This window comes from Mycobacterium fragae, assembly GCF_002102185.1.
Classification (GTDB): domain Bacteria; phylum Actinomycetota; class Actinomycetes; order Mycobacteriales; family Mycobacteriaceae; genus Mycobacterium; species Mycobacterium fragae.
Map to the genome: position 1 here is coordinate 90421 of NZ_LQOW01000014.1, position 23273 is coordinate 113693.

The following is a 23273-nucleotide window of genomic DNA, read 5'->3' on the forward strand; positions in this document are numbered from 1 at the left end:
TGAGGAGGAGCGGCGCAGATGACCCAGGCGGAGGCCGAAAAGAGCGTTGCCGGCCAAGAGATGGTCAAGTTGACCATCGACGGCGCCGAGATCAGTGTCCCCAAGGGCACGTTGGTGATTCGCGCCGCCGAGCTGATGGGAATCCAGATTCCGCGGTTCTGCGACCACCCGCTGCTGGACCCGGTCGGTGCCTGCCGCCAGTGTCTGGTTGAGGTCGAGGGCCAGCGCAAACCGATGGCGTCGTGCACCACGGTGGCCACCGACGACATGGTGGTGCGCACTCAATACACCTCCGAGGCCGCCGACAAGGCGCAGCACGGCGTGATGGAACTGCTGCTGATCAACCATCCCTTGGACTGCCCGATGTGCGACAAGGGCGGCGAATGCCCGCTGCAGAACCAGGCAATGTCCAACGGCCGCGCCGATTCCCGCTACACCGACGACAAACGCAGGTTTGCCAAGCCGATCAACATCTCCTCGCAGGTCCTGCTGGACCGGGAGCGCTGCATTCTGTGCGCCCGGTGCACCCGGTTCTCCGAGCAGATCGCCGGCGACATCTTCATCGACATGCTGGAGCGCGGCGCGCTGCAACAGGTCGGTATCTATGCCAATGAGCCGTTCGAGTCGTACTTTTCGGGCAACACGGTGCAGATCTGCCCGGTCGGCGCGCTGACCGGAACCGCCTACCGGTTCCGAGCGCGCCCCTATGACCTGGTGTCCAGCCCGAGTGTGTGCGAGCACTGCGCGTCGGGCTGCGCCCAGCGCACCGACCACCGTCGCGGCAAGGTGCTGCGGCGCCTGGCCGGCGACGATCCCGAGGTCAACGAGGAGTGGAACTGCGACAAGGGCCGCTGGGCGTTCACCTACGCCACCCAGCCCGATCGGATCACCACTCCCCTGGTCCGCGACGCCGACGGCTCGCTGGTAGCCGCGTCGTGGCCGCAGGCACTGGCTGCGGCGGTCAGTGGGCTGGAAGCCGCCCGCGCCGGTACGGGTGTCCTGGTCGGTGGCCGGATGACTTGGGAGGACGCCTACGCGTACGCCAAGTTCGCCCGGATCGCGTTGGGCACCAACGACATTGACTTTCGCGCCCGTCCGCACTCGCGCGAGGAGGCCGAGTTCCTGGCGGCCCGCGTCGCCGGCCGGCCAGTCAGCGTCAGCTACTCCGATCTGGAATCGGCGCCGGTGGTGCTGCTCGTCGGGTTCGAGCCGGAGGACGAGTCGCCGATCGTGTTCCTGCGGTTGCGTAAGGCCGCCCGCAAGCACCGGTTGCCGGTCTATGCGATCGCGCCATTCGCCAGCCGTGGGCTGCAGAAGATGTCCGGCCGACTGCTCAAGACCGTGCCCGGCGGTGAGGCCACGGCGCTCGACGGGCTCGCCACCGGAGAAGTCGGTGATCTGCTGTCCACGCCCGGCGCGGTCATCATGGTCGGCGAACGACTGGCCGCCGTACCCGGTGGATTGACTGCCGCCGCCCGGCTTGCCGATACCACCGGGGCGCGGCTGGCGTGGGTGCCGCGCCGCGCCGGCGAACGCGGCGCATTGGAGGCCGGCGCGCTGGGCACGCTGCTGCCCGGCGGCCGCCCGGTGGGCGACGAAACGGCCCGCTCGCAGGTGTGCAAGGCGTGGCATGTTGCCGAATTGCCTTCCGCCGCTGGGCGTGACGCCGATGGGATACTGGCCGCGGCTGCGGACGGAACGCTGGACGCACTGCTGGTCGGGGGCGTCGAGCCCGGCGACTTCACCGACCCGGAGGCTGTGCTGGCCGCGCTGGACGCTGTCGGGTTCGTCATCAGCCTGGAACTGCGGCACAGCGAGGTCACCGAGCGCGCCGACGTGGTGTTCCCGATCGCGCCGGCGGCCGAGAAGTCGGGGACCTACGTCAACTGGGAGGGCCGCTATCGCGGTTTCTCCGCCGCATTGATCGAGGGCGCGACACCTGATCTGCGGGTGCTCGACGCGCTGGCCGACGAAATGGGTGTCGATCTCGGGTTGCCGTCTGTCGACGCGGCCCGCGCGGAGCTCAGGCAGTTGGGTTCCTGGGACGGCGACCGCGGCGCGGTGCCGGATGTGTCCGCGGCAGAACCGCCGAAACCCGGTACAGGTCAGGCGGTTTTGACCGGCTGGCGGATGCTGCTCGACGCGGGCCGACTCCAAGACGGCGAACCGCATCTGGCCGGCACCGCGCGGAAGCCGGTGGCGCGCCTGTCGGCCGAGACCGCTTCCGAAATAGGCGCCGCTGACGGTGATCCGGTCACCGTCAGCACCCCACACGGTGCGATCACCTTGCCGCTGGCCGTCACCGACATGCCCGATCGTGTGGTGTGGTTGCCGCTGAACTCGGAGGGCTCGGCGGTGCACAGGGAACTCGGTGTCACCGTGGGCGCCGTCGTGAAGATTGGGACGGATAAATGAGTGGCTTCGGGCACGACACGTGGTGGCTGATCGTGGCGAAGGCGATCGCGGTCTTCGTGTTCCTGGTGCTGACCGTGCTGGTGGCGATCCTGGCCGAGCGCAAGATCCTGGGCCGGATGCAGCTGCGGTGGGGCCCCAATCGGGTTGGGCCGCGCGGTTATCTGCAGAGCCTGGCCGACGGAATCAAGTTGGCGCTCAAGGAGCCCATCACTCCCACCGGCGTCGATCGCCCGGTCTTCTTTTTGGCCCCGATCATCTCGACCATCCCGGCGATCACCGCGTTCGCGTTCATTCCTTTCGGGCCCGAGGTCTCGGTGTTCGGCCATCGAACACCGCTGCAGGTGACCGACCTACCGGTCGCGGTGTTGTTCATCCTCGCGCTTTCCGCGGTCGGGGTATACGGAATCGTGCTGGCCGGTTGGGCGTCGGGCTCGACCTACCCGCTGCTGGGCGGAGTGCGGTCCACCGCCCAGGTGATCTCCTACGAAGTTGCGATGGGGCTGTCGTTTGCGACCGTGTTCCTGTTCGCCGGATCGATGTCGACGTCGCAGATCGTGTCCGCGCAAGACCGCGTCTGGTTCGTCTTTCTGCTGCTGCCGTCATTCGTCGTCTATCTGGTTTCCATGGTCGGTGAAACCAACCGGGCACCATTCGATTTGCCCGAGGCCGAGGGCGAACTGGTCGCCGGTTTCCATACCGAGTACTCGTCGCTGAAGTTCGCGATGTTCTACCTTGCCGAGTACATCAACATGACTACGGTGTCGGCGTTGGCCGCGACGCTGTTCTTCGGTGGCTGGCACGCGCCATGGCCAGTGAACATGTGGGCGGGCGCCAACAGCGGCTGGTGGCCGCTGATCTGGTTCACCGCCAAGGTGTGGACCTTCCTGTTCATCTACTTCTGGCTGCGGGCCACCCTGCCGCGGCTCCGCTATGACCAGTTCATGGCGCTGGGGTGGAAGATCCTCATTCCGGTATCGCTGATCTGGGTGATGATCGCCGCGGTAATCCGCACGATGCGCGACCAAGGGTATGCACACTGGACCGCCCTGCTGGTCATTGCCAGCTTCGTCGTCACCGCTGGACTATTGCTGGTTTTGCGAAGACCGTTCAGCCGCAGGGCTGTTCGCAAGCGGGCCCGCCGCGAGTCACCGGCCGAAACTGAGCTTCCCGCGGCGGTGTTCCCGACGCCACCGCTGCCGGGCGAAGCGCGGACCAAGGAGGAAGCGCGTGGCTAGATTCTTCGATGCGATCGCCGGCTTCGGTGTCACGTTGGCGACGATGTTCAAACGCCCGGTCACCGAGGAGTATCCGGAGAAGCCCGGCCCAGTTGCGCCGCGTTATCACGGCCGCCATCAGCTCAACCGCTACCCGGACGGCCTGGAAAAGTGCATCGGCTGCGAGCTCTGCGCCTGGGCCTGCCCCGCTGACGCGATCTACGTGGAGGGCGCCGACAACACCGAGGAAGAACGCTATTCGCCCGGCGAGCGCTACGGGCGGGTGTACCAGATCAACTACCTGCGTTGCATCGGTTGCGGCCTGTGTGTGGAAGCCTGCCCAACCCGGGCGTTGACGATGACCAACGACTACGAGATGGCCGACGACAACCGCGCCGACCTGATCTACGAGAAGGACCGGCTGCTGGCGCCGCTGCAGCCGGGGATGCAACCGCCGCCGCACCCGAGGGCTCCGGGTGCCACCGACTTCGACTACTACCAGGGCAACGTGAAACCCATTGCCGAGGCGAGCCAATGACCACACTGCTGGCCGACGCGCTGACCCGCACCTCCACCGGTGAAGCGGTGATGTTCTGGGTGCTGGGTGCGCTGGCACTGATCGGTGCGCTGGGGGTGGTGATGGCCGCCAACGCGGTGTACTCCGCGATGTTTTTGGCGATGACGATGATTATCCTGGCCGTGTTCTACATGACCCAAGACGCCCTGTTTTTGGGCGTGGTCCAGGTCGTGGTCTACACCGGTGCGGTGATGATGCTGTTCCTGTTCGTGTTGATGCTCATCGGCGTGGATTCGGCTGAGTCGCTGGTGGAAACCATACGCGGACAACGAATTGCGGCCGTGGTTGCCGGCCTCGGGTTCGGCGTCGTGCTGATCGCCGGTATCGGCATCGTGACCACGTCCGGCTTCGCCGGGCTGACCAAGGCCAACGCCGGCGGCAACGTCAAAGGGTTGGCGACACTGATCTTCTCCCGCTACCTCTGGGCGTTCGAGTTGACCAGCGCCCTGCTGATCACTGCGGCCGTCGGGGCAATGGTGCTGGCCCACCGGGAGCGCTTCGAGCGACGCAAAACCCAACGGGAGCTCTCGATCGAACGGTTCCGCTCAGGCGGATACCCCACGCCGCTGCCCGGACCGGGCGTCTACGCCCGCCACAACGCGGTCGACGTGGCCGCGCGGCTGCCCGACGGCTCCTATTCGAAACTGTCGGTGCCTCCGGTGCTGGAGCAGCGCACGGTCGGCAATGGTTCCGAGCAGGACGGTGGGTCGTGAATCCGCAGAATTACCTGTATCTTTCGGCGCTGCTGTTCACCATCGGCGCTGCCGGTGTGCTGTTGCGGCGCAACGCCATCGTGATGTTCATGTGCGTGGAACTGATGCTCAACGCGGTCAACCTCGCGTTCGTCACCTTCGCCCGGATGCATGGCCGCCTCGACGGCCAGATGGTGGCGTTCTTCACGATGGTCGTGGCCGCCTGCGAGGTCGTCGTCGGCCTGGCCATCATCATGACGATTTTCCGTGCCCGCAGATCGGCTTCGGTCGACGACGCCAACCTGCTCAAGGGCTGAGATGACGGACTTCACCTGGCTGCTCGTAGCCCTGCCCGCGGCCGGCGCCCTCATCCTGCTGCTGGGCGGCAGGCACACCGACCGGTGGGGACACCTACTGGGCTGCGCTGCGGCGCTGGCCTCGTTCGGGGTAGGTCTGGCGCTGCTCGCCAACATGGTTTGCCGCAGCGACCGTGCCATCCACCAGAACCTGTTCAGCTGGGTGCCGGTCGGCGGATTACAGGTCGATTTCGGGCTGCAGGTCGACCAGTTGTCGATCTGCTTCGCGCTGTTGATCACCGGCGTCGGGTCGCTGATCCACATCTACTCGATCGGCTACATGGCCGACGACCCCGACCGCAGACGGTTTTTCGCCTACCTCAACCTGTTTCTCGCGGCGATGCTGCTGCTGGTGGTCGCCGACAACTATCTCGGACTCTACGTCGGCTGGGAAGGTGTCGGCCTGGCGTCATACCTGCTGATCGGATTCTGGTACCAGCGACCGAGCGCGGCCACCGCCGCCAAGAAGGCCTTCGTCATGAACCGGGTCGGCGACGTGGGGCTGGCGCTCGCGATGTTCTTGATGTTCGCCAACTTCGGCACGTTGTCGTTCGCAGGTGTCTTCTCCGCCGCACCCGGGGCCGGGCGGGGCGTGCTGACCGCGATCGGACTGCTGATGCTGCTGGGCGCCTGCGCCAAGTCCGCTCAGGTTCCGCTGCAGGCCTGGTTGTTCGACGCTATGGAGGGCCCCACCCCGGTGTCGGCATTGATCCACGCCGCAACCATGGTGACCGCGGGCGTGTACCTGATCGTGCGGTCGAATCCGTTGTATGACCTCTCCCCGGATGCGCAACTTGCCGTGGTGATCGTCGGCGCCGCGACCCTGCTGTTCGGCGCGATCGTGGGCTGCGCGAAAGACGACATCAAACGGGCCTTGGCGGCGTCGACGATCAGCCAGATCGGATACATGGTGTTGGCCGCCGGATTGGGCCCGGCCGGTTACGCTTTCGCGATCCTGCACCTGCTCACCCACGGCTTCTTCAAAGCCGGGCTGTTCCTCGGGTCCGGCGCGGTGATTCACGCGATGAACGACGAACAGGACATGCGCCGCTACGGCGGCCTGCGCACCTTCCTGCCGGTCACGTTCGCCACCTTCGGGCTGGGGTATCTGGCGATCATCGGGGTGCCGCCCCTCGCCGGTTTCTTCTCCAAGGACGCCATTATCGAGGCCGCGCTGGGCGCCGGCGGGATCCGCGGGCCGATCCTGGGCGGCGCGGCGATGCTCGGCGCCGGGATCACCGCGTTCTACATGACGCGGGTGATGCTCATGACCTTCTTCGGCGAAAAGCGTTGGGCCGCTGATGCGCATCCGCACGAGGCGCCGGCGGTGATGACCTGGCCGATGATCCTGCTCGCGGTCGGATCGGTATTCTCCGGCGGCCTGCTGGCGGTCGGCGGCACGCTACAGCACTGGCTGGAACCGGTGGTCGGGGTTCATGAAGCCAGCCATGCCGTCCCGGCATGGGTCATCAGCGTAGTGGCGATAATCGTCGTCGGGGTCGGAATCGCGGTGGCCTACTGGGCCTTCGGCACGCGTCCGGTGCCCGACGCGGCGCCGGAAAAGGTGTCGGTGCTGACTGTCGCGGCACGGCGCGACCTCTACGGCGACGCCTTCAACGAGGAGGTGTTCATGCGGCCGGGCGGACAAGTGACCCGCGCGCTGGTCGAGATCGACAACCAAGGCGTGGACGGCTCGGTGAACGCGCTGGCCGCCCTGGTGAGCCGGATCTCGGACGGGTTGCGCGGATTGCAGACCGGATTCGCCCGCTCGTATGCGTTGTCGATGTTGGTGGGAGCGGCGCTGGTTGCCGCGGCGATTCTGGCGGTGCAACTGTGGGCATGACCACCTTTCCGTGGCTGAGCGCGCTGTGGCTGGTGCCGTTGGCCGGCGCGGTGGTGGTGATCGTGGTGCCGCCCGCGGGCCGGCAATTCGCCAAATGGCTCGGCCTGGCCGTGGCCACGGCGGTGCTGGCCCTGGCGATCGTGATCACGGTCGGGTTCAAGACCGGCGGTGCGACGTACCAGTTCACCGAATCGCATTCGTGGATACCGGCATTCGGCGCCGGTTACACCCTGGGCGTGGACGGCATCGCGGTGGTCCTGGTGCTGTTGACCGCCGTTCTGGTGCCGCTGCTGATGCTTGCCGGCTGGAACGACGGCGGAGAACGCGCTCGAGGACCCCAGGGTTACGTCGCGCTGACCCTGACCGTCGAGTCGATGGTGCTGATCTCATTGGTCTCGCTGGACGTGTTGCTGTTCTACGTGTTCTTCGAGGCCATGCTCATCCCGATGTACTTCCTCATCGGCGGCTTCGGTGAGGGAGCACACCGGTCACGCGCCGCGGTGAAATTCTTGCTGTACAACCTGTTCGGCGGCTTGATCATGCTGGCCGCGGTGATCGGGCTGTATGTGGTGACCGCGCAGCACGGTTCGGGCACGTTCGACTTCCGCGAAATCGTCACCGCTGTGCAGTCCGGGCGCCTCGGCGTGGATCCGGCGGTGCTCAAGGCGCTCTTCGGCGGCTTTATGTTCGCGTTTGCGATCAAGGCCCCGTTGTGGCCGTTCCATCGCTGGCTGCCCGACGCCGCGGTCGAGTCCACACCGGCAACCGCGGTGCTGATGATGGCGGTGATGGACAAGGTCGGCACCTTCGGCATGCTGCGCTACTGCCTACAGTTGTTCCCCGACGCGTCAACGTATTTCCGTCCGCTGATCGTCGTGCTGTCGGTCATCGGTGTGGTTTACGGCGCGGTCGTGGCGATCGGCCAGACCGACATCATGCGGCTGATCGCCTACACGTCGATCTCCCATTTCGGCTTCATCATCCTCGGCATCTTCGTGATGACCAGCCAGGGGCAGAGCGGGTCGACGCTGTACATGGTCAACCACGGGCTGTCTACCGCCGCGGTGTTTTTGATCGCGGGGTTCCTCATCGCCCGCCGCGGCACTCGCTCGATCGCTGCCTTCGGCGGCGTGCAGAAGGTGGCCCCGGTGATGGCGGGGACGTTCCTGGTGGCGGCGCTGGCCACGCTGTCGCTGCCCGGTCTGGCGCCCTTCATCAGTGAGTTCTTGGTCCTGGTCGGCACTTTCAACCGCTACTGGCTGGCGACGGCATTCGGCGCTACCGCCCTGGTGCTCTCATCGATCTACATGTTGTGGCTCTACCAACGAGTGATGGCCGGACCGGTCAGGGAAGGCAACGAGCGGATCCGCGACCTGGTGCCGCGCGAAGTCGTCGTTGTCGCGCCACTGATCGCGCTGCTGGTGCTGTTGGGCTTCTATCCGAAACCGGTGCTGGACATCATCAATCCCGCGGTCGGCAACACCATGACCACGATCGGCCAGCACGACCCCGCGCCCACTGTGCACCAGCACGCGCCGCGCACGGCCGAAGGGCCTCGCCGATGAGCACGCCCAGCGTCGAGTACGTCCTGATCTCCCCGATGCTGATCGTGTTCGGGGCCGCGGTGATCGGCGTGCTGCTGGAGGCGTTTTTGCCGCGGCGGTTCCGCTACGGCGCCCAGGTGACACTTGCGATTTGCGGACTGGTCGCCGCATTTGTTGCAGTTATCCTGGTGGCCAAGAAGATTCCGGCGGCCGGTAACACGGCGGTACTGCGGGGGCTTGCCATCGATCGCCCGGCGTTGCTGCTGCAGGCCACCATCGTGCTGGTCTCGGTGATGGCGATCATCTTCATCGCGGAACGCCGCGGCGGCGAGGATTCCGGCGCCGGTCCGGGCGCTGCCACGGCCATTGCTCCCGGGCTGGATTCGTTTACCCCGCAGGCGTCTGCCGTGCCAGACAGCGTGGCCGAGCGTCAGGCGATCCGCGCCGGTGTAAGACAGACCGAGGTCTTCCCCCTGACGATGCTGGCCGTCGGCGGCATGTTGGTGTTTCCGGCTGCAAACGACCTGTTGACGATGTTCGTCGCACTGGAAGTCCTGTCGCTGCCGCTTTACCTCTTGTGTGGACTGGCCCGGCACCGCCGGCTCCTGTCACAGGAAGCATCACTGAAATACTTTCTGCTGGGCGCATTCTCGTCGGCGTTTTTCCTTTACGGTGTGGCGCTGCTCTACGGCGCCACAGGCACGCTGGCGCTGGCCGGCATTGCCGACGCGCTCAAGGCGCACCCCAACGACTCGCTGGCGCTGACCGGTGTTGCGCTGCTGGCGGTCGGCCTGCTGTTCAAGGTCGGCGCGGTGCCGTTCCATTCCTGGATTCCCGACGTCTACCAGGGCGCGCCGACTCCGGTCACCGGGTTCATGGCCGCGGCCACCAAGGTCGCCGCGTTCGGTGCGCTGCTGCGGGTGGTGTATGTGGCGCTGCCGCCGCTACATGACCAGTGGCGGCCGGTGGTGTGGGCGATCTCAATTCTGACCATGGTGGTCGGCACCATCACCGCGGTGAATCAGATTGACGTCAAACGGCTGCTGGCGTACTCGTCGGTCGCGCATGTGGGTTTCATCCTCACCGGCGTGATCGCAGACATCCCGGCGGGTGTCTCGTCGACGATGTTCTATCTGGTCGCCTACAGCTTCAGCACGGTGGGCGCGTTCGCGGTCGTTGGCCTGGTCCGCAATGCCGACGGCGACGAAGACGCCGACATGTCCCGCTGGGCCGGGCTGGGCCAGCGTTATCCTGTTGTGGGCCTGTTGTTTTCCATGTTCCTGCTGGCGTTCGCCGGGATACCGTTGACCAGCGGGTTCGTCAGCAAGTTCGCGGTGTTCGGAGCGGCGGCCAAGGGAGGCGCGGTGCCGCTGGTCATCATCGGTGTGATCGCCAGCGGGGTGGCGGCGTACTTCTACGTCCGGGTGATCGTGTTGATGTTCTTCACCGAGCCGCCCACCGAGCAGGTGCACGTGGTGATGCCCAGCAACTGGAGCAAGGCGACGATCGCGGTGTGCGCGGCAGTCACCATCGGGCTGGGCGTCTTCCCGCAGCCGCTGCTCGATCTGGTCAACCAGGCTGCCCAACTGGTCAGGTGAGCACGGTGCTCGTTCTCACCGACGACACCGGCCCGGTGCGCGTACTGACCATGAACCGCCCTGAAGCGCGGAACGCGTTGAACACCAACCTGATCGAGCCGCTCTACACGGCGCTGGATGAGGCCGACGCCGACCCGTCGGTGCGAGCGGTGGTGCTCACCGGGGCCGATCCGGCGTTCTGCGCCGGGATCGATCTGAAGCAGGCGGCGCGCGAGGGCTCGGCATACTTCGAGCGCTTCCGGTCGCGCAGCTGCATCACCCGGGTGGCCGAGATGGCCACACCGGTCGTCGGCGCGGTCAACGGCCCCGTATTCACCGGCGGTTTGGAGATGGCGCTGGGCTGCGACTTCCTGATCGCCTCGGAGCGCGCCGTTTTCGCCGATACCCATGCCCGAGTTGGCATCCTGCCCGCCGGCGGGATGACGGCCCGGCTGCCCCAGCTGGTCGGCGCGGCCATGGCGCGGCGGCTGTCGATGACCGGCGAAGTCATCGACGCCGCGCGTGCCGAGCGGATCGGGTTGGTGACCGAGGTGGTGGCGCACGACCGGCTACTGCCGCAGGCCGTGGAGCTGGCCGGCCAGATCGCCGAGGTGCCGGCGCCAACCATGGCTGCTCTCAAGGAAATCTACGTCACCGGGTCGGCGGCCGTCACCGATCCGGCGCTCGTCGCCGAGCAGGCCATCGCCGGCGCACAGCAGCTAGATCGCGATGGTCTCGGCGCCCGCTACGCCGAAGTCAGTGAACGCAACCGGCGCCAGATCCGCCGTCAACCCACGTAATTCCCGCTCGGCGCGTCGCTCCACCAACAGCGAGAGGAACCCGCGTATCCGGCTGCGCCGGAACGGGGCATACGCGTTCCGCACCGCAGCGGCAATATGATCCGGGGGAAGCGCCGCGTACTTGTCGGCGAGGCGGCGCTCGATGTCTACCAGCAGGGCCCGTTCCTCATACGGCATTGCGATAGCCTTACCAACTGGTAAACGCCGGTCAACATTTTTGATCAGCGTGGAAGATTCTCGTCGCGCAGGAACGGCCGGGTGGCCAACAGATAGATCGCGAACACCGCCAGGGGCGCAACTAGCGGTATCCACGCCAATTGCAGCGGAAACGCCGTGGCGACCAAGCCGGCGAAGGCAAACCCCACGGCGCCGATCATCGTCGTTCCGCTGAGACCGTCGAGACCCGTGCCGCTACTGGCTGCATGCCGCAGCACCAGGTAGCCGCACGCGGCCAGTCCGGAGGCCGCGGCCTGGGTGGCAGCGGGATCCGAGAGCGCCAGCGCAGCCACGGTCAGCAGCACCGCAAGCGTGGCCACCGGGCGAGACACCGTTCCGCCTGCGACGGCCGCGATTGCCAACAGTGCCCCGGTGAAGGCCAATCCGTGCGATCCGATCCCGGCGACCGCCACCATCAGTAGCCCGCACACCGTCGACAAGATGCCGGCGACCTGGGTACCGAGCGTCATGATCGGCGTCCCCGCACGGGGCGGCGGCGATCGGGCATCGCACGCATCGATTGCTCCAGGGTGCGATCCTCGTGCCAGGCCACCACGTCGACACCGGTGGTGGCCATGTCGCGGTACATGGCGGACCGCTGCAGCGCCCACATCCGGTCGACCAGGGGATCCTGCCGATCGCTGAACGGGGAGCCTTGCAGAACATCGACCGCCACCACGACGTGACCGCGTTTGCGTAAGTTGATCAGTGCCAGCGCGAACTCCGTGTCCAGCAGCGTGGAGAACGCGACGACGATCGCGCCCGGCGGAACGGCGGCGCGCGGCGCCAATGTCCCAGTGGTGGTTTCGAATTCGTCACCGGCGCCGAGCACGGTATCGAGTACCCGGTAGAACTGCCGCTGCCCGATGTCGGCGCCCAGCCACCGCGGCCGTCGGCCGCCGAGCGCGACGATGCCGGCCCGATCACCGTTGCGCAGCGCGGTCTGCACCACTTGCGCAGCGCCGCGCACCGTTCGCTCAGTGGAGTCCGTCGCCGGGCCCGCGGGCTGCGGATAGTTGTCGATGAGCACCACCACGTCAGCGGACCGGTCGGTCAACCGCTGCGTCACGTGCAGGCGGCCGCGGCGAGCGCTCACCGGCCAGTTGATGCTGCGCAGTTGGTCGCCGGGTACGTACGTACGGATGTCGGCGTACTCGACGCCGCTGCCGATGTGCCGGGTGAGGTGAGTGCCCAGTCGGTCGAGCAGCTCGGTCTGCGGTGTCGACGTGGCTTGCGGAGGTGTCAGCGGAAATACGGTGACGTCGGCCGAGTCGACGGTTCCGGTGCCCGCGAGCAGTCCGCCATGCGCGACCACCTCGACCGTGGCGCGGATCGGATAGCGGCCCCACCGTTCGGCTGAGGTGACCACGGTTTGGCGCTGTCTGGAGGTGCGCTCCACAACGTCGAGTGACATCCCTTCGATTGCCGACACCGTGAGTTTTGCTGCAACACCGGGGTTTTCCGTCGTGGTCCATACGGTCAGCTGGACTTGCTCGGTTTCAAAGCATCGTTGAGAGCCGGGCTCCGCGTGCACCTTGACCTTGGGCAGCGGGCGCTGCCAGCTGATCGAACACAGCACACCGAGTAGGGGCGCCGCGAACGCGATCAGCTGCCAGGATGATCGGATAAACGCGGCGGCCAACGCCACCGCGGCACAGGTTGCTATTGCACGCGTCAACGCCGATGCGCGCCAATGCAGGTCGGGTTCGCAGGTCTCGATCACATCGATGCGTCGCTCACTCGGCGCCGCCCCGCATTCGTGGAACTGGCAAGCGCCGCAATAGTTCCTCGATGACGTCGGAGCCCTGGATCTTTCGGACCCACATCTCCGGACGCAACGTGATCCGGTGCGCCACAGCGGGCGTGGCGAGTGCCTTGATGTCTTCGGGTATCACATAGTCGCGGCCGACCAGCAGGGCACGGGCGCGGGCAAGCTGGACCAGATCGAGCTCCGCGCGGGGGCTGGCGCCGACGGCCACCTGCGGGTGGTGTCGAGTCGCGGCGGCCAGCGACACCACATAGTGCAGGACGTCCTGGTGCACACTGACCTGTTCCACCGACTCACGCATGGCCAGCAGGTCGTGCGCGTCGACAACCTGACCCACCGTCGGCTCGGCCGACCCCCGGTCCAGGCGTCGGCGCAGCATCGATGTCTCGTCCTGCTCGGAGAGGTAACGCAGTTCCAGCCGCACCGCGAACCGGTCCATCTGCGCCTCCGGCAACGGGTAGGTGCCTTCGTATTCGATCGGGTTGTCCGTCGCCAGAACAATGAATGGTGTTGGCAACCGGTGGGTTTCGCCGTCAATACTCACCTGGTTCTCCGCCATCGCCTCCAACAACGCCGCCTGGGTCTTGGGCGGCGTCCGATTGATCTCGTCGGCGAGCAGCAGATTGGTGAAGATCGGCCCGGAGCGGAACTCGAAGCGGCCCGATTGCATGTCATAGACGGTCGAGCCGAGCAGATCCGCGGGCAACAGGTCGGGCGTGAACTGCACGCGGGTGAAATCAAGCCCGAGCGCCGCGGCGAAGGAGCGGGCGATCAGCGTCTTGCCGAGGCCGGGCAGATCCTCGATGAGCACGTGCCCGCGAGCGAGCACGGTGGTGAGGATGAGGGTAAGCGCGGAACGCTTGCCGACCACGACGCGCTCGATTTCGTCGAGCACCGCCGTGCAGCGGGCAGTGGTTGTTGCCGCCGGCATAGTCATGATCGAGTCATACCGTCAGTCACACCTGCTCCAGCCGTTCCAGAATTCGCTCGAGCGTCGCCCGGCCCGGTCCGGGCTCGCGCCCACCGGTCTGCGCGACGTTATTGGGATCGACCCATGCCCACAGTTCGGCGCCGAAAAGCATTCGCCCGGTGGCGTGAAACGCTACCGGGTCTTTGGATTGTTTTTGGCCGGTCGTGATCGCGAACCGCCGCGCCAACATTGGACGCAGATGGCGGTCCCAGTCTGATCGGGTGGATTCCGACCAGTGGATCATCGTCTCGGTTCGAGACAACCAGTTGCGCAGGGATTCCTCCAGGCCGTTCGGAGACACGGCCGGCGACGGCTCGGCGTCATGGCCGAGGTAGCGGCGCACGTTGATCAACGCGAACACCACCGCGGCACCCGCCACCCACAGCACGAGCCGGCGATCGTGTAGCGCCAACGCGGCCAGCTCGACGCTCACCACGACGCAAACACTCAGGACCACCAGCCTTTTCATACGGCGCTCCGCAATTCGGCGAGCACCAGCTGCAGCACCCGCACCGCCTTTTCGCGATGTCCCTCGTTCATCACATGCGGGCTGAACCTGGCCTCGGCGAACAAATTCACCAGCTGGCTGGCGTTATCGACATGCAGCGCATGGTGTTCGACGGCACGAGCGAGCACCTCCGTCGCGGTATCGAAGTCCTGCGGGACCGCCCCGGGAACATGCGCCAGTTCACGTTCCATCGCGGCATAACAGGCGATGATCGCCTCCCGTGGTTCGCGGCTGAGGTCCCCGATTTCGGCCAGGCCGACTTCTGCTGCGCGCGCTAACGATTCGGAGGCCCCGGGGGCCGGAGGCGGTACAAACGGTCCGGCGGAGACGGCGTGCGGTGGCGCGACGCGCCGACGGCGGAGGGCGACGATCGCACCTGTGACGATCAGCACCGCCAATGCCACCGCGCTCGCGATCAGGTATCCCAGCACGTCGCCCTCTCCCCCTGCAGCGGGCGGCCCGGGCGGTGAGGGGACGGTGCTCGGGGGGGTCGGCGCGGGTGATTCCGGTGTCGGCGCACCCTGCCTGATTCCGTGCTGCACAACCAGGCCCGCGAGCAACCACACCATCAGCAGCCACGCGACGAGGACTGCCGTGCCGATCAGCAGCACCCGCCAACCCGGTCGGCCCGAGCCCGCACCGCCGGAAAACCTGTCGGGTAGGCCGCCGGCGCTGCCTGCTCGCGTACGTGGATCACTCAGTCGGGCGATGAGCGCGACGGCGACGATCACCAGTGACACGCCTAGCAGCACGACAACGTAGACGAGCGACCCCGGGTTGTCCGGCGGTTTTTGAGGTGTCGCGCGCGGGGCGCCCGGGATATAGCCGCGCAGGGACGCGGCCAGCAGGATCAACAGCACGATCACGACGACCACGCGGCCCGTCGCCCTATCAAACATTGGCACACCACTCGACCGGTTGCCTGCCGCTGTTGCGGCACGTCGTTTGCTCATCCTGGCACGTCGGCCGCCTGTGCTGCCACCAATCGCGGCATCTAGGCCCGCCGCACCACGGTCAGCCGCGCTCAGCGATCTCGGCGAGCCGATCCAGCGAAGCCCGCAGCCTCTCCGGCGTCGTGCGTCGCGCGCGCGGAAGGCGATTCTTGTCCGTCAAGCGCGACCAGTCGTAGGTATGGGTAACCCGGGTGAGGGTTTCGCCCAGCGGCTCGAGTTCCCAGCGCCAAAGATGCCCGGGCGGTCGCCGACCAGGCTCCGACGGGAGCCAAGCGATACAACGGGCTTCCTCGAACTCCACGACGTGGTTCTCGCGAATGCTGCCGCCGGTCAGCGTCATGATGAACACGTCCCCGACGCCCCGAACACGTTGTCCCGCTTTCGCTTCGGCGAGGTTGTCGTTGCCATCCCACCGCGGCTGTTGCGACGGATCGGCGATCAGCTCGAAAATGCGGTCCACGCTCGCCGCGATCTCGCGGGTCGCGCTCACCACCCGAGGAACGTCGGTGTCGTCGGCCATCAGGGTCGACGATAAGGCTCGAGATAGGGCGGCAGCGGAACAGCGGGGTTCAGGTCGTCGGCAGGCTCGGGCGCGGCGGCGGCCAGGGTCAGCGGCACCACCCCAGCCCAGTGCGGCAGCGCGATGTCGTCTTGGTCGTCGACAGGTCCGCCCACACGCACCTTCGCGGACACCTCGACGAGATCGACCGCGAGCACGGCGGTGGCCGCGAGTTCGCGAGAATTCGGCGGTCTGCTGTCAGCGGAGCGGCCGGACGCGATGTGATCGAGCAGCGCGTCCAGCGCGCGCAGTTTCTCCCGCCGATCCTGGACCAGACGCGCGGTGCCCAGCACGACCACCGATCGGTACTGCAGAGAGTGGCGCAGCGCCGCGCGGGCCAGCACCAGGCCGTCGACCAGGGTGACGGTGACGCAAACCGGCAGCCCATCCGATGACGCCGCCAGCATCGGCCCACTGCCGGTGGATCCGTGCAAATAGAGCGTTTCCCCTCGGCGGGCGTGCGTGGTCGGGAGCACCACCGGGCGACCCGCATTGAGATAACCGACGTGACAAATCAACGCCTCGTCGAGGATGCCGTGCACGGTTGCGCGGTCATAGCGGGCGCGCTCGCGATACCGGGTGGGCGTGGTCTGCGGCGTCGGTAGGTAGGACAACGGTTGCCTCCCACTTTGTAATAGTACATACTGTAATCCGTGCCAGTACAATACACCATAACGGGTTCCGGTGCGGAGGCCATCGCCACCAACGTCGAAGAGGCCATCTCCACGGGCGCCTTACCGCCCGGCGCCGAGCTACCGCCGATCCGGGAGCTGGCCATGCGGCTCGGCGTCAATGCCAACACGGTGGCTGCGGCCTACCGGTTGCTGCGCGATCGCGGCGCCGTCGAGACCGCAGGCCGGCGCGGAACCCGGGTGCGGGATCGGCCGGCGACCACGCCGCGCTCCCTGCGCGGGCTGGCCGTCCCGCCGGGCGCGCGAGATCTTTCCACGGGCAATCCCGATCCGGCTCTGCTGCCGATCGCCGCCGCCGAACTCTGCGGTGCCGGTACGCGGCGACGCCGGGCCCCGGTGTTGTACGGGGAACCTGCGGTCTCGCCGGAGCTGGCCGACTACGCGGAGGCATCGCTGCCTGCCGATGGCGTTTCGGCCGAGCACCTCGCGGTGACCGCCGGGGCCCTCGACGGCATCGAGCGCGTGCTGGCTGCGCACCTGCGCCCCGGTGACCGGGTGGCGGTCGAGGACCCGGGCTGGGCCAACCTGCTGGATCTGCTGGGCGCGCTAGGCTTTTCGGTCGAGCCGGTGCGGGTGGACGACGACGGGCCACTGGTCGCCGATGTGGCCGGGGCACTGCGACGGGGTGCGCGTGCGCTGGTTGTGACGACGCGTGCCCAGAACCCGACCGGCGCCGCCGTCTCGGCGGGACGGGCCGGCGAGCTGCGCCGGCTGCTGGCTGACCATGCCGACGTGGTGCTGGTCGAAGACGACCACTGCGCCGGTATCGCGGGCGTCTCGCTGCATACCCTGGCCGGGTCAACTCGCCACTGGGCGTTCGTGCGCTCGGCATCCAAGGCGTACGGCCCCGACATGAGGCTGGCAATACTCGCCGGCGACCGCCGCACCGCCGAACGGGTGCAAGGGCGGTTGCGGCTTGGTCCGGGCTGGGTCAGTTACCTACTGCAGGATCTCGCTGTGAGTCTGTGGCGCGACAAGGCGGCAAACCGCTTGGTGCACAAGGCGCAAGCCGTCTATTCCCGCAACCGCGACCTGCTGCGCTCGGCGCTGGGCGAGCGCGGCATCGTCGCTCATGGTCGCTCCGGCCTCAATGTCTGGATTCCGGTTCCCGACGAAACGGTGGCAATCACCCGGCTACTCGGCGCGGGCTGGGCTGCGGCGCCGGGGACACGCTTCAGGATCGACACACCGCCAGGCATGCGGATCACCGTCTCCACCCTCGACGCCGCCGAAATCGACGCGCTCGCCGACGCTGTTGCTGAGGCAATACAGGCTGTCGGGCCTGCCGGCGTGTGAGAGGATGCACCGTGTCGCGCGAGGCGTTCGGTGCCGAGTTCATCGGAGCGGAGGGGTTTCTGGATACCCCCACATACGGAGTGCCGCCGCGGTTTGTGGCCGACGCGCTGCGCGAGGGCGCCGACTGCTGGGAGCAGGGGCGACTGGAGCTGAGCACATTCGACGAACCGATGCGCGCCAGTCGGCGCGCCTACGCGGCAATGAACGGGGTCGATGAGGGCCACGTCGTGCTGGGTAACAGCGTCTCGTCGCTGATCGGCCTGGTGGCGTCGTCGATACCGGACCGCAGTCGAGTGGCAACGTTTCACGACGAATTCACCAGCGTCACTTTCCCATTCGCAGCCCAAGCGGGCCGGGGTGTCACCATCACCGAGTTGCCGCATGGCCGGCTGGAGGATTCTGCCGGTGATTTCGATGTAGTGGCTGCCAGCCTGGTGCAATCCGCGGACGGCGCCCTGCTGGACGTGCCGAGCTTGCGCCGGGCGGTCGCGGGGTCGCGAACCATCACAGTGATCGACACCAGCCAAGCTCTTGGATGGAAGAACATCGAGCTGCCATGGGTCGACGTCGCAATCGCCGCGAGCTACAAGTGGTTACTCGGACCGCGTGGCGTGGCGTGGATGTCGTTGAGCAAGCGAATGCAAGACGTGTTGGTACCGCACGGGGCGAATCCCTATGCCGGCCAAGAGCTGTGGTCGTCACTGTACGGGTTGCCGTTGCGTTTGGCTTCCGGTGCACGCCGGTTCGACGCTTCACCGGCCTGGTTCAGCGTGCTGGGGGCGGGGATTTCACTGCCGTGGGTGGCATCGCTGGATCGGTCCGCGGTCGAAGCCCACACGGTAGGGCTGGCGAACCGGCTGCGCTACGAACTCGACTTGCCGCCAGTGGACTCGGCGATCGTGTCGATTCCGGCGCCGCACGCCGCCGACGCGTTGAGGCGAGCCGGTATCCACGCATCTGTGCGGGCCGGCGCCGTTCGCGTCGGGTTTCACCTCTACAACACTGAGGCCGACCTCGACCGGCTCCTCGACGCCTTGGCCAGCGTCTGAACCCCCGCGATGATCTGCGACTCGGTGAGGTTCGCGTAACCCAGTATCAAGCCCGGTGGCGCAGCAGTTTCGTCGGCGTAAAACGATGTGAGAGCTTCGACCCTGACCCGCATTTCGGCGGCGCGACGCACGATCGCATCGATCGGATAACCGCGAGGGAACTTTACCGTCAGGTGCACACCGGCCGCGGCCCCGAGCACGGTTGCCTGCGGCAGGTATCGACTTATGGCTCCCAGCAAGATGTTTCGTCGAGTCAAGTAGCGCCGACGCATCTGACGCAAGTGGCGATCGTATCCACCGGAGGCCAGCAGCTGGGCAAACGCGATTTGGTCCATGACCGAATTGCCATAATCGGCCAGGTTTTTCAAACCTGTCGCGGTGTCCACCAGCTCAGCTGGCAAAACCATCCAACCCAAGCGCAGGCCAGGCGCAAGGGTCTTACTGGCCGAACCCAGATAGATGACACGGTCGGGACCCAAACCCTGCAGTGCGCCGACGGGCGCACGGTCGTATCGGTACTCGGCGTCGTAGTCGTCTTCGATGATGAAACGTCCGGCGCGCGCCCACTCGAGCAGCGCGGCACGGCGAGCCGCGCTCAGCACCACCCCAGTGGGTGACTGATGGGCCGGCGTGGTCAGTACGCTGCCCGCTCCGGTTTGTTCGAGCACCCCAACATCGATGCCGTCGTCGTCGACCCGAACCGGGACTGGGGTTATACCGTGGTGCTGCAACACGACTCGATGTACCCAGAAACCGGGATCTTCCATCGCCAGCGGCAGGCCGCCACGGCGCAGCAAGAGCTGGGCAACCAGGCCGATGCCTTGCGTGACCCCGGAGCACATCACGATGCGATCCGGGTCGGCGACCACGCCGCGCGTGCGCCCCAGGTATTCCGACAGTGCCGACCGCAGGCCGGCGATTCCCCGCGCAGCGCCGTAGCCGAATATGTCCGACGACGCGTGCGATAGACCCTGTCTCAGCGCCCGCAGCCAGATATCGCGCGGGAACCCCGTGAGATCAGGCGTGCCCGAAGCGAAGTCGACGTCGTAGCGCGGTGGCGCATCGACGTCGGCCTGAGGCGCAGCGGCGGGGATGTCGACCCGAGCGACGCGGGTGCCCGATCCGCGCCGGCTGACCAGAAACCCTTCGGCGATCAGCTGGCCGTAGGTATCGACGACCAACCTCCGCGAGACGCCCAGGTCGGTCGCGAGTACCCGGGTGGACGGCATCCGAGCACCCGGCGCGAGCCGGCCGGCGCGGATCGCAGCGCGTAGTGCGTCGGCGAGCTGGCGGTGCAGCGGCTCGGAGCGGCCGCGATCAAGCTGCACCAGCAGCTCCGGACCTGAAGTGGTACCCAAAACCGTCATAGAATTGGAGCCTAACCTGCGGCCAGTCAGCGACTAGTGTTTGACCATGACCACCACGTCTGTGCCCACCCGTTCACGGTTCGTCATGGCGGTTCTGCTCGCGTTCGGGGTGTACTCGACGCTCATGGGATTGTTCATGCTGGCAGCGCCGGACGTGTTCTTCGAGACCCTCGGGGCGTTCGGTCCGCGCAACGGCCACTACATCTTCGACAACGCCTCGTTCGAACTGCCGCTTGGCCTGCTGTTGCTCGCCGCGCTGCGATGGCCGGCCTGGCGGGTGCCGGCCTTGGCGTTCGCGACGCTGCACTGGGCGCTGCACGCCCTCAGCCACATCGTCGACACCGGGCACGCCGACGGCAGGCTGGTCGGTTTGCTCGAGTTCGTCGGCCTGGCGCTGGGCACCATACTGCTTGCCGTGGCACTGCGGAACTGCATCACCGCGGACAACCGAGGCCGATGATCGGCGACCGTTGGAATGTGACGGACGACGAAGTCGGCCGACACTATCCATGCGATGACTTCGTCCGCGCGCCGACTTTGCAGGCGTGGCGCGGAGTCACCGTGCACACAACGCCAGAAGCACTGTGGCCGTGGGTGGCTCAGATCAGGCTGGCGCCATACTCGTACGACTGGATCGACAACCTCGGGCGTCGATCGCCAATGGAGCTGGCCGGCTTGCCTGAGCCCGCCGTCGGCGAGGCGTTCACCACCGCTGGAAGGCGTCGATTCGGGCGCATCCTCGCCGTAGACCCGCCTACCCACCTCACCGGCGAGATCATGGGTGCCTGCATCTCCTATGTCCTTGTGCCGAAAGACCGGACCACCCGGCTGCTGATGAAGGTGACTACCGCCATGAGTCGCTGGTTGGCGCCGTGGCTATCGGTTGGCGATCTGGTCATGGCTCGCCGGCAGCTGCTCAACCTCAAGCACCTCGCCGAACGAGCCGCGACCAAGCCGCGCTGAGCCCCCTACCCCTTGGGCCGCCACACCCCGAACCGGTTACCCTGCGGGTCCTGCAGATGGGCGAACTCGAGTGGCCCGTTGTCGGTGTAGGGCACCACGACGGTCGCCCCGAGTTCGGACGCCTTGGTGATGGTCGCCTGCACGTCGTCGACCTGCACATAGAAGATCGCGTACGACCCGCCGCCCATCGCCGTGCTGTCCCACACCCCGCCCTTGTCGCCGTCGATCATGCGGTAGTCGCCGGACTGATCGATCTGCCAGCCGAACAGTCCGTCGTAGAAAGCACTGGTGGCGCCGGGGTCGGGGGTGCCGATTTCGAAATAGTTCACTGCGTTGGCCATGCTCGTCATCCCTTCGCTGAAGATTGCATTCAACGACAGCAGTGTCGCGCGGGGGTCTGACAAGTTCCGATCAGCCTGACGCGTACGGCTGGAAGCTACCGTCGAGCACCTGCAGATGACCGATCGTCCGCCCGGTGACGACATCGGGATTCACCAGTGCCAGCTCCACGGCTGCCTGAGCGAATTCCTCCGCAGGCGCCACCTCGACGAAGTCGCGGGCGTAGTAGGAAAGGCCCGGCGTCATTATCGGTTTGGACGGCGACAGGGCGTTCACCGCGATGTGGTGGCCCTGCAGATCGTAGGCCGCACACCAGGTCAAGTGCTCGAGGGCGGCCTTGGATCCGCCATAGCCGGGCAGCACGCCGCCGCTTCGGTCGGGGTACGGCCCGTCACCGGGCATCCGCGACGCGATGGAGGTGATGTTGATAACCGAACCCGAGCCCGCCGCAATCATGTCTGGGCAGACCAATTGCATCAGCTCGTAGGCCGCGAACACGGCGATCTCGAAGTGCCGCCGATACGCAGCCAACGGCGTGCCGAGCACCGGCGGCCAGTCCGGTTTGGCCGCGCCCGACGCCGCTTTGGCCGGCTTTGTGCGTGCGTCGTCACCAGGCTTAGGCGGGCGGCCGGGTGCTGTGAACGCGGCGTTGTTGACCAGAATTGTGATGGGGCCCAATGCATCTCGAGCCTCGCTGACCAGCCGCGCGATATCGTCGCGCTCGAGCAAATCGGCCCGGATGGCGACCGCGCGTCCGCCGGCGGCCTCAATGTCTGCGACGGTCTGGCCAATGGTGCCGGGAAGCCTTTCGTCCCAGACGTTTTCGGTTCGGCCGACCACGGCTACCGCAGCTCCCTCGGCCGCCAACGCCAAAGCGATCGCGCGCCCCAATCCGCGGCTGGCGCCAGTGACAATCGCGGCCCCGCCGTCCAGTCGTCGGCTCATCCGGCCGACCCTACATCGCGGGTGACACCATGCACGACGATGGCGGTGGTCTGATCGACCCAGGAGTCGTCGAGCCGCTCGTCCGGGCGCAGCAGCAACCGCAACAGCGTCGCTCCCCCGATCAGCTCGATCAACCGGTCGGGGTGCACATCCGGATGCACCTCGCCGCGGTCGACGGCCTCACGCAGCCGCACCCGCACGGCGGTGAACAAATCCGCAAAACGCGACATTACCCGGGCGTTCAGCGCGGAATCGGCGGTCATGTCGGCGACCAGCCCGGGCAACGCCGCGCGCACCACCGGAGTGGTGAACACGTCGCGCGCCGCCGCGATCATCGCCCGCACGTCTGCCGCCATGTCCCCGGCCGGCCGCGCCAGCGCCGTGGGAGCCACCGGAAACGCGGCCTCGTGCACCAACTCCGCCTTGCTCGACCACCGTCGATACAGCGCGGTCTTCGTCGTGCCGGCGCGTTCGGCGACCGCGGCCAGTGTCAGGTTCGAATAGCCGATTTGCACAAGCAGTTCCGAGGTCGCCGACAATATGGCAGCGTCGATACGCGGATCCCGGGGGCGCCCGGCACTTGGGGCCTTGTCAACCGCCGAAGGGTCTGATTTCATAACGCTACCCACC

General features: G+C 66.8%; 25 protein-coding genes. 13 read left to right on the plus strand and 12 right to left on the minus strand.

The genetic code is table 11. The features are described from left to right. Positions 1-18: 18 nt before the first annotated feature. The 9 genes from AWC06_RS06940 to AWC06_RS06980 are packed head-to-tail and all read left to right on the plus strand — an operon-like array spanning position 19 to position 11018. Positions 19-2415, plus strand: coding sequence for an NADH-quinone oxidoreductase subunit G (locus tag AWC06_RS06940; protein WP_085195730.1), 2397 nt, complete (start codon positions 19-21; stop codon positions 2413-2415). Beyond that, positions 2412-3650, plus strand: coding sequence for an NADH-quinone oxidoreductase subunit NuoH (gene nuoH / locus AWC06_RS06945; protein WP_085195733.1), 1239 nt, complete (start codon positions 2412-2414; stop codon positions 3648-3650). Before AWC06_RS06940 ends, nuoH begins: the two co-directional genes overlap by 4 nt. Further along, on the plus strand, positions 3643-4167 hold the full coding sequence (nuoI, locus tag AWC06_RS06950; protein ID WP_085195735.1) for an NADH-quinone oxidoreductase subunit NuoI: 525 nt from the start codon (positions 3643-3645) through the stop codon (positions 4165-4167). The genes nuoH and nuoI overlap by 8 nt, the downstream gene beginning before the upstream one ends. Further along, entirely contained in the window at positions 4164-4919 is a 756-nt protein-coding gene (locus tag AWC06_RS06955; protein WP_085195737.1) for an NADH-quinone oxidoreductase subunit J, read from the plus strand. The genes nuoI and AWC06_RS06955 overlap by 4 nt, the downstream gene beginning before the upstream one ends. Further along, positions 4916-5215, plus strand: coding sequence for an NADH-quinone oxidoreductase subunit NuoK (gene nuoK / locus AWC06_RS06960; RefSeq protein ID WP_085195739.1), 300 nt, complete (start codon positions 4916-4918; stop codon positions 5213-5215). The genes AWC06_RS06955 and nuoK overlap by 4 nt, the downstream gene beginning before the upstream one ends. 1 nt (position 5216) lies before the next feature. Next, the gene (gene nuoL, locus AWC06_RS06965) at positions 5217-7097 is read left to right on the plus strand and encodes an NADH-quinone oxidoreductase subunit L (RefSeq protein ID WP_085195741.1); all 1881 of its coding nucleotides are present in this window, start codon (positions 5217-5219) and stop codon (positions 7095-7097) included. Then, on the plus strand, positions 7094-8662 hold the full coding sequence (locus AWC06_RS06970; protein WP_085196053.1) for an NADH-quinone oxidoreductase subunit M: 1569 nt from the start codon (positions 7094-7096) through the stop codon (positions 8660-8662). The genes nuoL and AWC06_RS06970 overlap by 4 nt, the downstream gene beginning before the upstream one ends. Continuing rightward, positions 8659-10239: an NADH-quinone oxidoreductase subunit NuoN gene (gene nuoN / locus AWC06_RS06975; RefSeq protein ID WP_085195743.1), complete on the plus strand. Its 1581-nt coding sequence runs from the start codon at positions 8659-8661 to the stop codon at positions 10237-10239. Before AWC06_RS06970 ends, nuoN begins: the two co-directional genes overlap by 4 nt. Then, positions 10236-11018, plus strand: a complete 783-nt coding sequence (locus AWC06_RS06980; RefSeq protein ID WP_085195745.1) for an enoyl-CoA hydratase — start codon at positions 10236-10238, stop codon at positions 11016-11018. The genes nuoN and AWC06_RS06980 overlap by 4 nt, the downstream gene beginning before the upstream one ends. Here AWC06_RS06980 and AWC06_RS23935 read toward each other — a convergent pair. The 8 genes from AWC06_RS23935 to AWC06_RS07015 form a co-directional block, all read right to left on the minus strand. Further along, positions 10938-11195 (minus strand): three-helix bundle dimerization domain-containing protein, encoded by a 258-nt coding sequence (locus AWC06_RS23935; RefSeq protein ID WP_372458020.1) that lies wholly within the window; start codon positions 11193-11195, stop codon positions 10938-10940. The two genes, AWC06_RS06980 and AWC06_RS23935, sit on opposite strands and share 81 nt — an antisense overlap. Before the next feature lie 44 nt (positions 11196-11239). Next, on the minus strand, positions 11240-11704 hold the full coding sequence (locus AWC06_RS06985) for a hypothetical protein (protein ID WP_085195747.1): 465 nt from the start codon (positions 11702-11704) through the stop codon (positions 11240-11242). Beyond that, positions 11701-12957 (minus strand): DUF58 domain-containing protein, encoded by a 1257-nt coding sequence (locus AWC06_RS06990; protein WP_085195749.1) that lies wholly within the window; start codon positions 12955-12957, stop codon positions 11701-11703. The genes AWC06_RS06985 and AWC06_RS06990 overlap by 4 nt, the downstream gene beginning before the upstream one ends. Before the next feature lie 13 nt (positions 12958-12970). Further along, on the minus strand, positions 12971-13939 hold the full coding sequence (locus tag AWC06_RS06995) for an AAA family ATPase (RefSeq protein WP_085195751.1): 969 nt from the start codon (positions 13937-13939) through the stop codon (positions 12971-12973). A gap of 19 nt (positions 13940-13958) precedes the next feature. Continuing rightward, complete coding sequence (locus AWC06_RS07000; protein WP_085195753.1) at positions 13959-14441, minus strand: hypothetical protein; 483 nt, start codon at positions 14439-14441, stop codon at positions 13959-13961. After that, complete coding sequence (locus tag AWC06_RS07005; protein WP_085195755.1) at positions 14438-15379, minus strand: DUF4129 domain-containing protein; 942 nt, start codon at positions 15377-15379, stop codon at positions 14438-14440. The genes AWC06_RS07000 and AWC06_RS07005 overlap by 4 nt, the downstream gene beginning before the upstream one ends. 115 nt (positions 15380-15494) lie before the next feature. Continuing rightward, complete coding sequence (locus tag AWC06_RS07010) at positions 15495-15953, minus strand: SRPBCC family protein (protein WP_085195757.1); 459 nt, start codon at positions 15951-15953, stop codon at positions 15495-15497. Next, positions 15953-16606, minus strand: a complete 654-nt coding sequence (locus tag AWC06_RS07015) for a pyridoxamine 5'-phosphate oxidase family protein (RefSeq protein WP_085195759.1) — start codon at positions 16604-16606, stop codon at positions 15953-15955. Before AWC06_RS07015 ends, AWC06_RS07010 begins: the two co-directional genes overlap by 1 nt. A gap of 39 nt (positions 16607-16645) precedes the next feature. Between AWC06_RS07015 and AWC06_RS07020 the strand changes: the two genes are divergently transcribed. Both AWC06_RS07020 and AWC06_RS07025 read left to right on the plus strand, forming a co-directional pair. Continuing rightward, positions 16646-17980 (plus strand): aminotransferase class I/II-fold pyridoxal phosphate-dependent enzyme, encoded by a 1335-nt coding sequence (locus tag AWC06_RS07020; protein ID WP_085195761.1) that lies wholly within the window; start codon positions 16646-16648, stop codon positions 17978-17980. Positions 17981-17991: 11 nt separating this feature from the next. Next, positions 17992-19029 carry an aminotransferase class V-fold PLP-dependent enzyme gene (locus tag AWC06_RS07025; RefSeq protein WP_085195763.1) on the plus strand — a complete coding sequence of 346 codons (1038 nt, stop codon included), beginning with the start codon at positions 17992-17994 and terminating at the stop codon, positions 19027-19029. Here the strand turns inward: AWC06_RS07025 and pdxR are convergent. Further along, positions 18975-20396: a MocR-like pyridoxine biosynthesis transcription factor PdxR gene (gene pdxR, locus AWC06_RS07030; protein WP_085195765.1), complete on the minus strand. Its 1422-nt coding sequence runs from the start codon at positions 20394-20396 to the stop codon at positions 18975-18977. The two genes, AWC06_RS07025 and pdxR, sit on opposite strands and share 55 nt — an antisense overlap. A 46-nt stretch (positions 20397-20442) precedes the next feature. On the opposite strand from pdxR, the gene AWC06_RS07035 reads away from it, so the two are divergent. Both AWC06_RS07035 and AWC06_RS07040 read left to right on the plus strand, forming a co-directional pair. Beyond that, a complete protein-coding gene (locus tag AWC06_RS07035; protein WP_085195767.1) occupies positions 20443-20856 on the plus strand; it encodes a hypothetical protein in 414 nt (137 codons plus the stop codon). Between the two features lie 17 nt (positions 20857-20873). Beyond that, positions 20874-21359, plus strand: coding sequence for a polyketide cyclase (locus AWC06_RS07040; protein ID WP_227371001.1), 486 nt, complete (start codon positions 20874-20876; stop codon positions 21357-21359). Between the two features lie 5 nt (positions 21360-21364). Here AWC06_RS07040 and AWC06_RS07045 read toward each other — a convergent pair whose 3' ends face one another. The 3 genes from AWC06_RS07045 to AWC06_RS07055 all read right to left on the minus strand — a co-directional run bounded on the left by AWC06_RS07045 (position 21365) and on the right by AWC06_RS07055 (position 23260). Continuing rightward, positions 21365-21700 carry a VOC family protein gene (locus tag AWC06_RS07045; RefSeq protein WP_085195771.1) on the minus strand — a complete coding sequence of 112 codons (336 nt, stop codon included), beginning with the start codon at positions 21698-21700 and terminating at the stop codon, positions 21365-21367. Positions 21701-21770: 70 nt separating this feature from the next. Then, positions 21771-22643, minus strand: a complete 873-nt coding sequence (locus tag AWC06_RS07050; RefSeq protein WP_085195773.1) for an SDR family NAD(P)-dependent oxidoreductase — start codon at positions 22641-22643, stop codon at positions 21771-21773. Next, entirely contained in the window at positions 22640-23260 is a 621-nt protein-coding gene (locus AWC06_RS07055) for a TetR/AcrR family transcriptional regulator (RefSeq protein WP_085195775.1), read from the minus strand. The genes AWC06_RS07050 and AWC06_RS07055 overlap by 4 nt, the downstream gene beginning before the upstream one ends. Between the last annotated feature and the right edge of the window lie 13 nt (positions 23261-23273).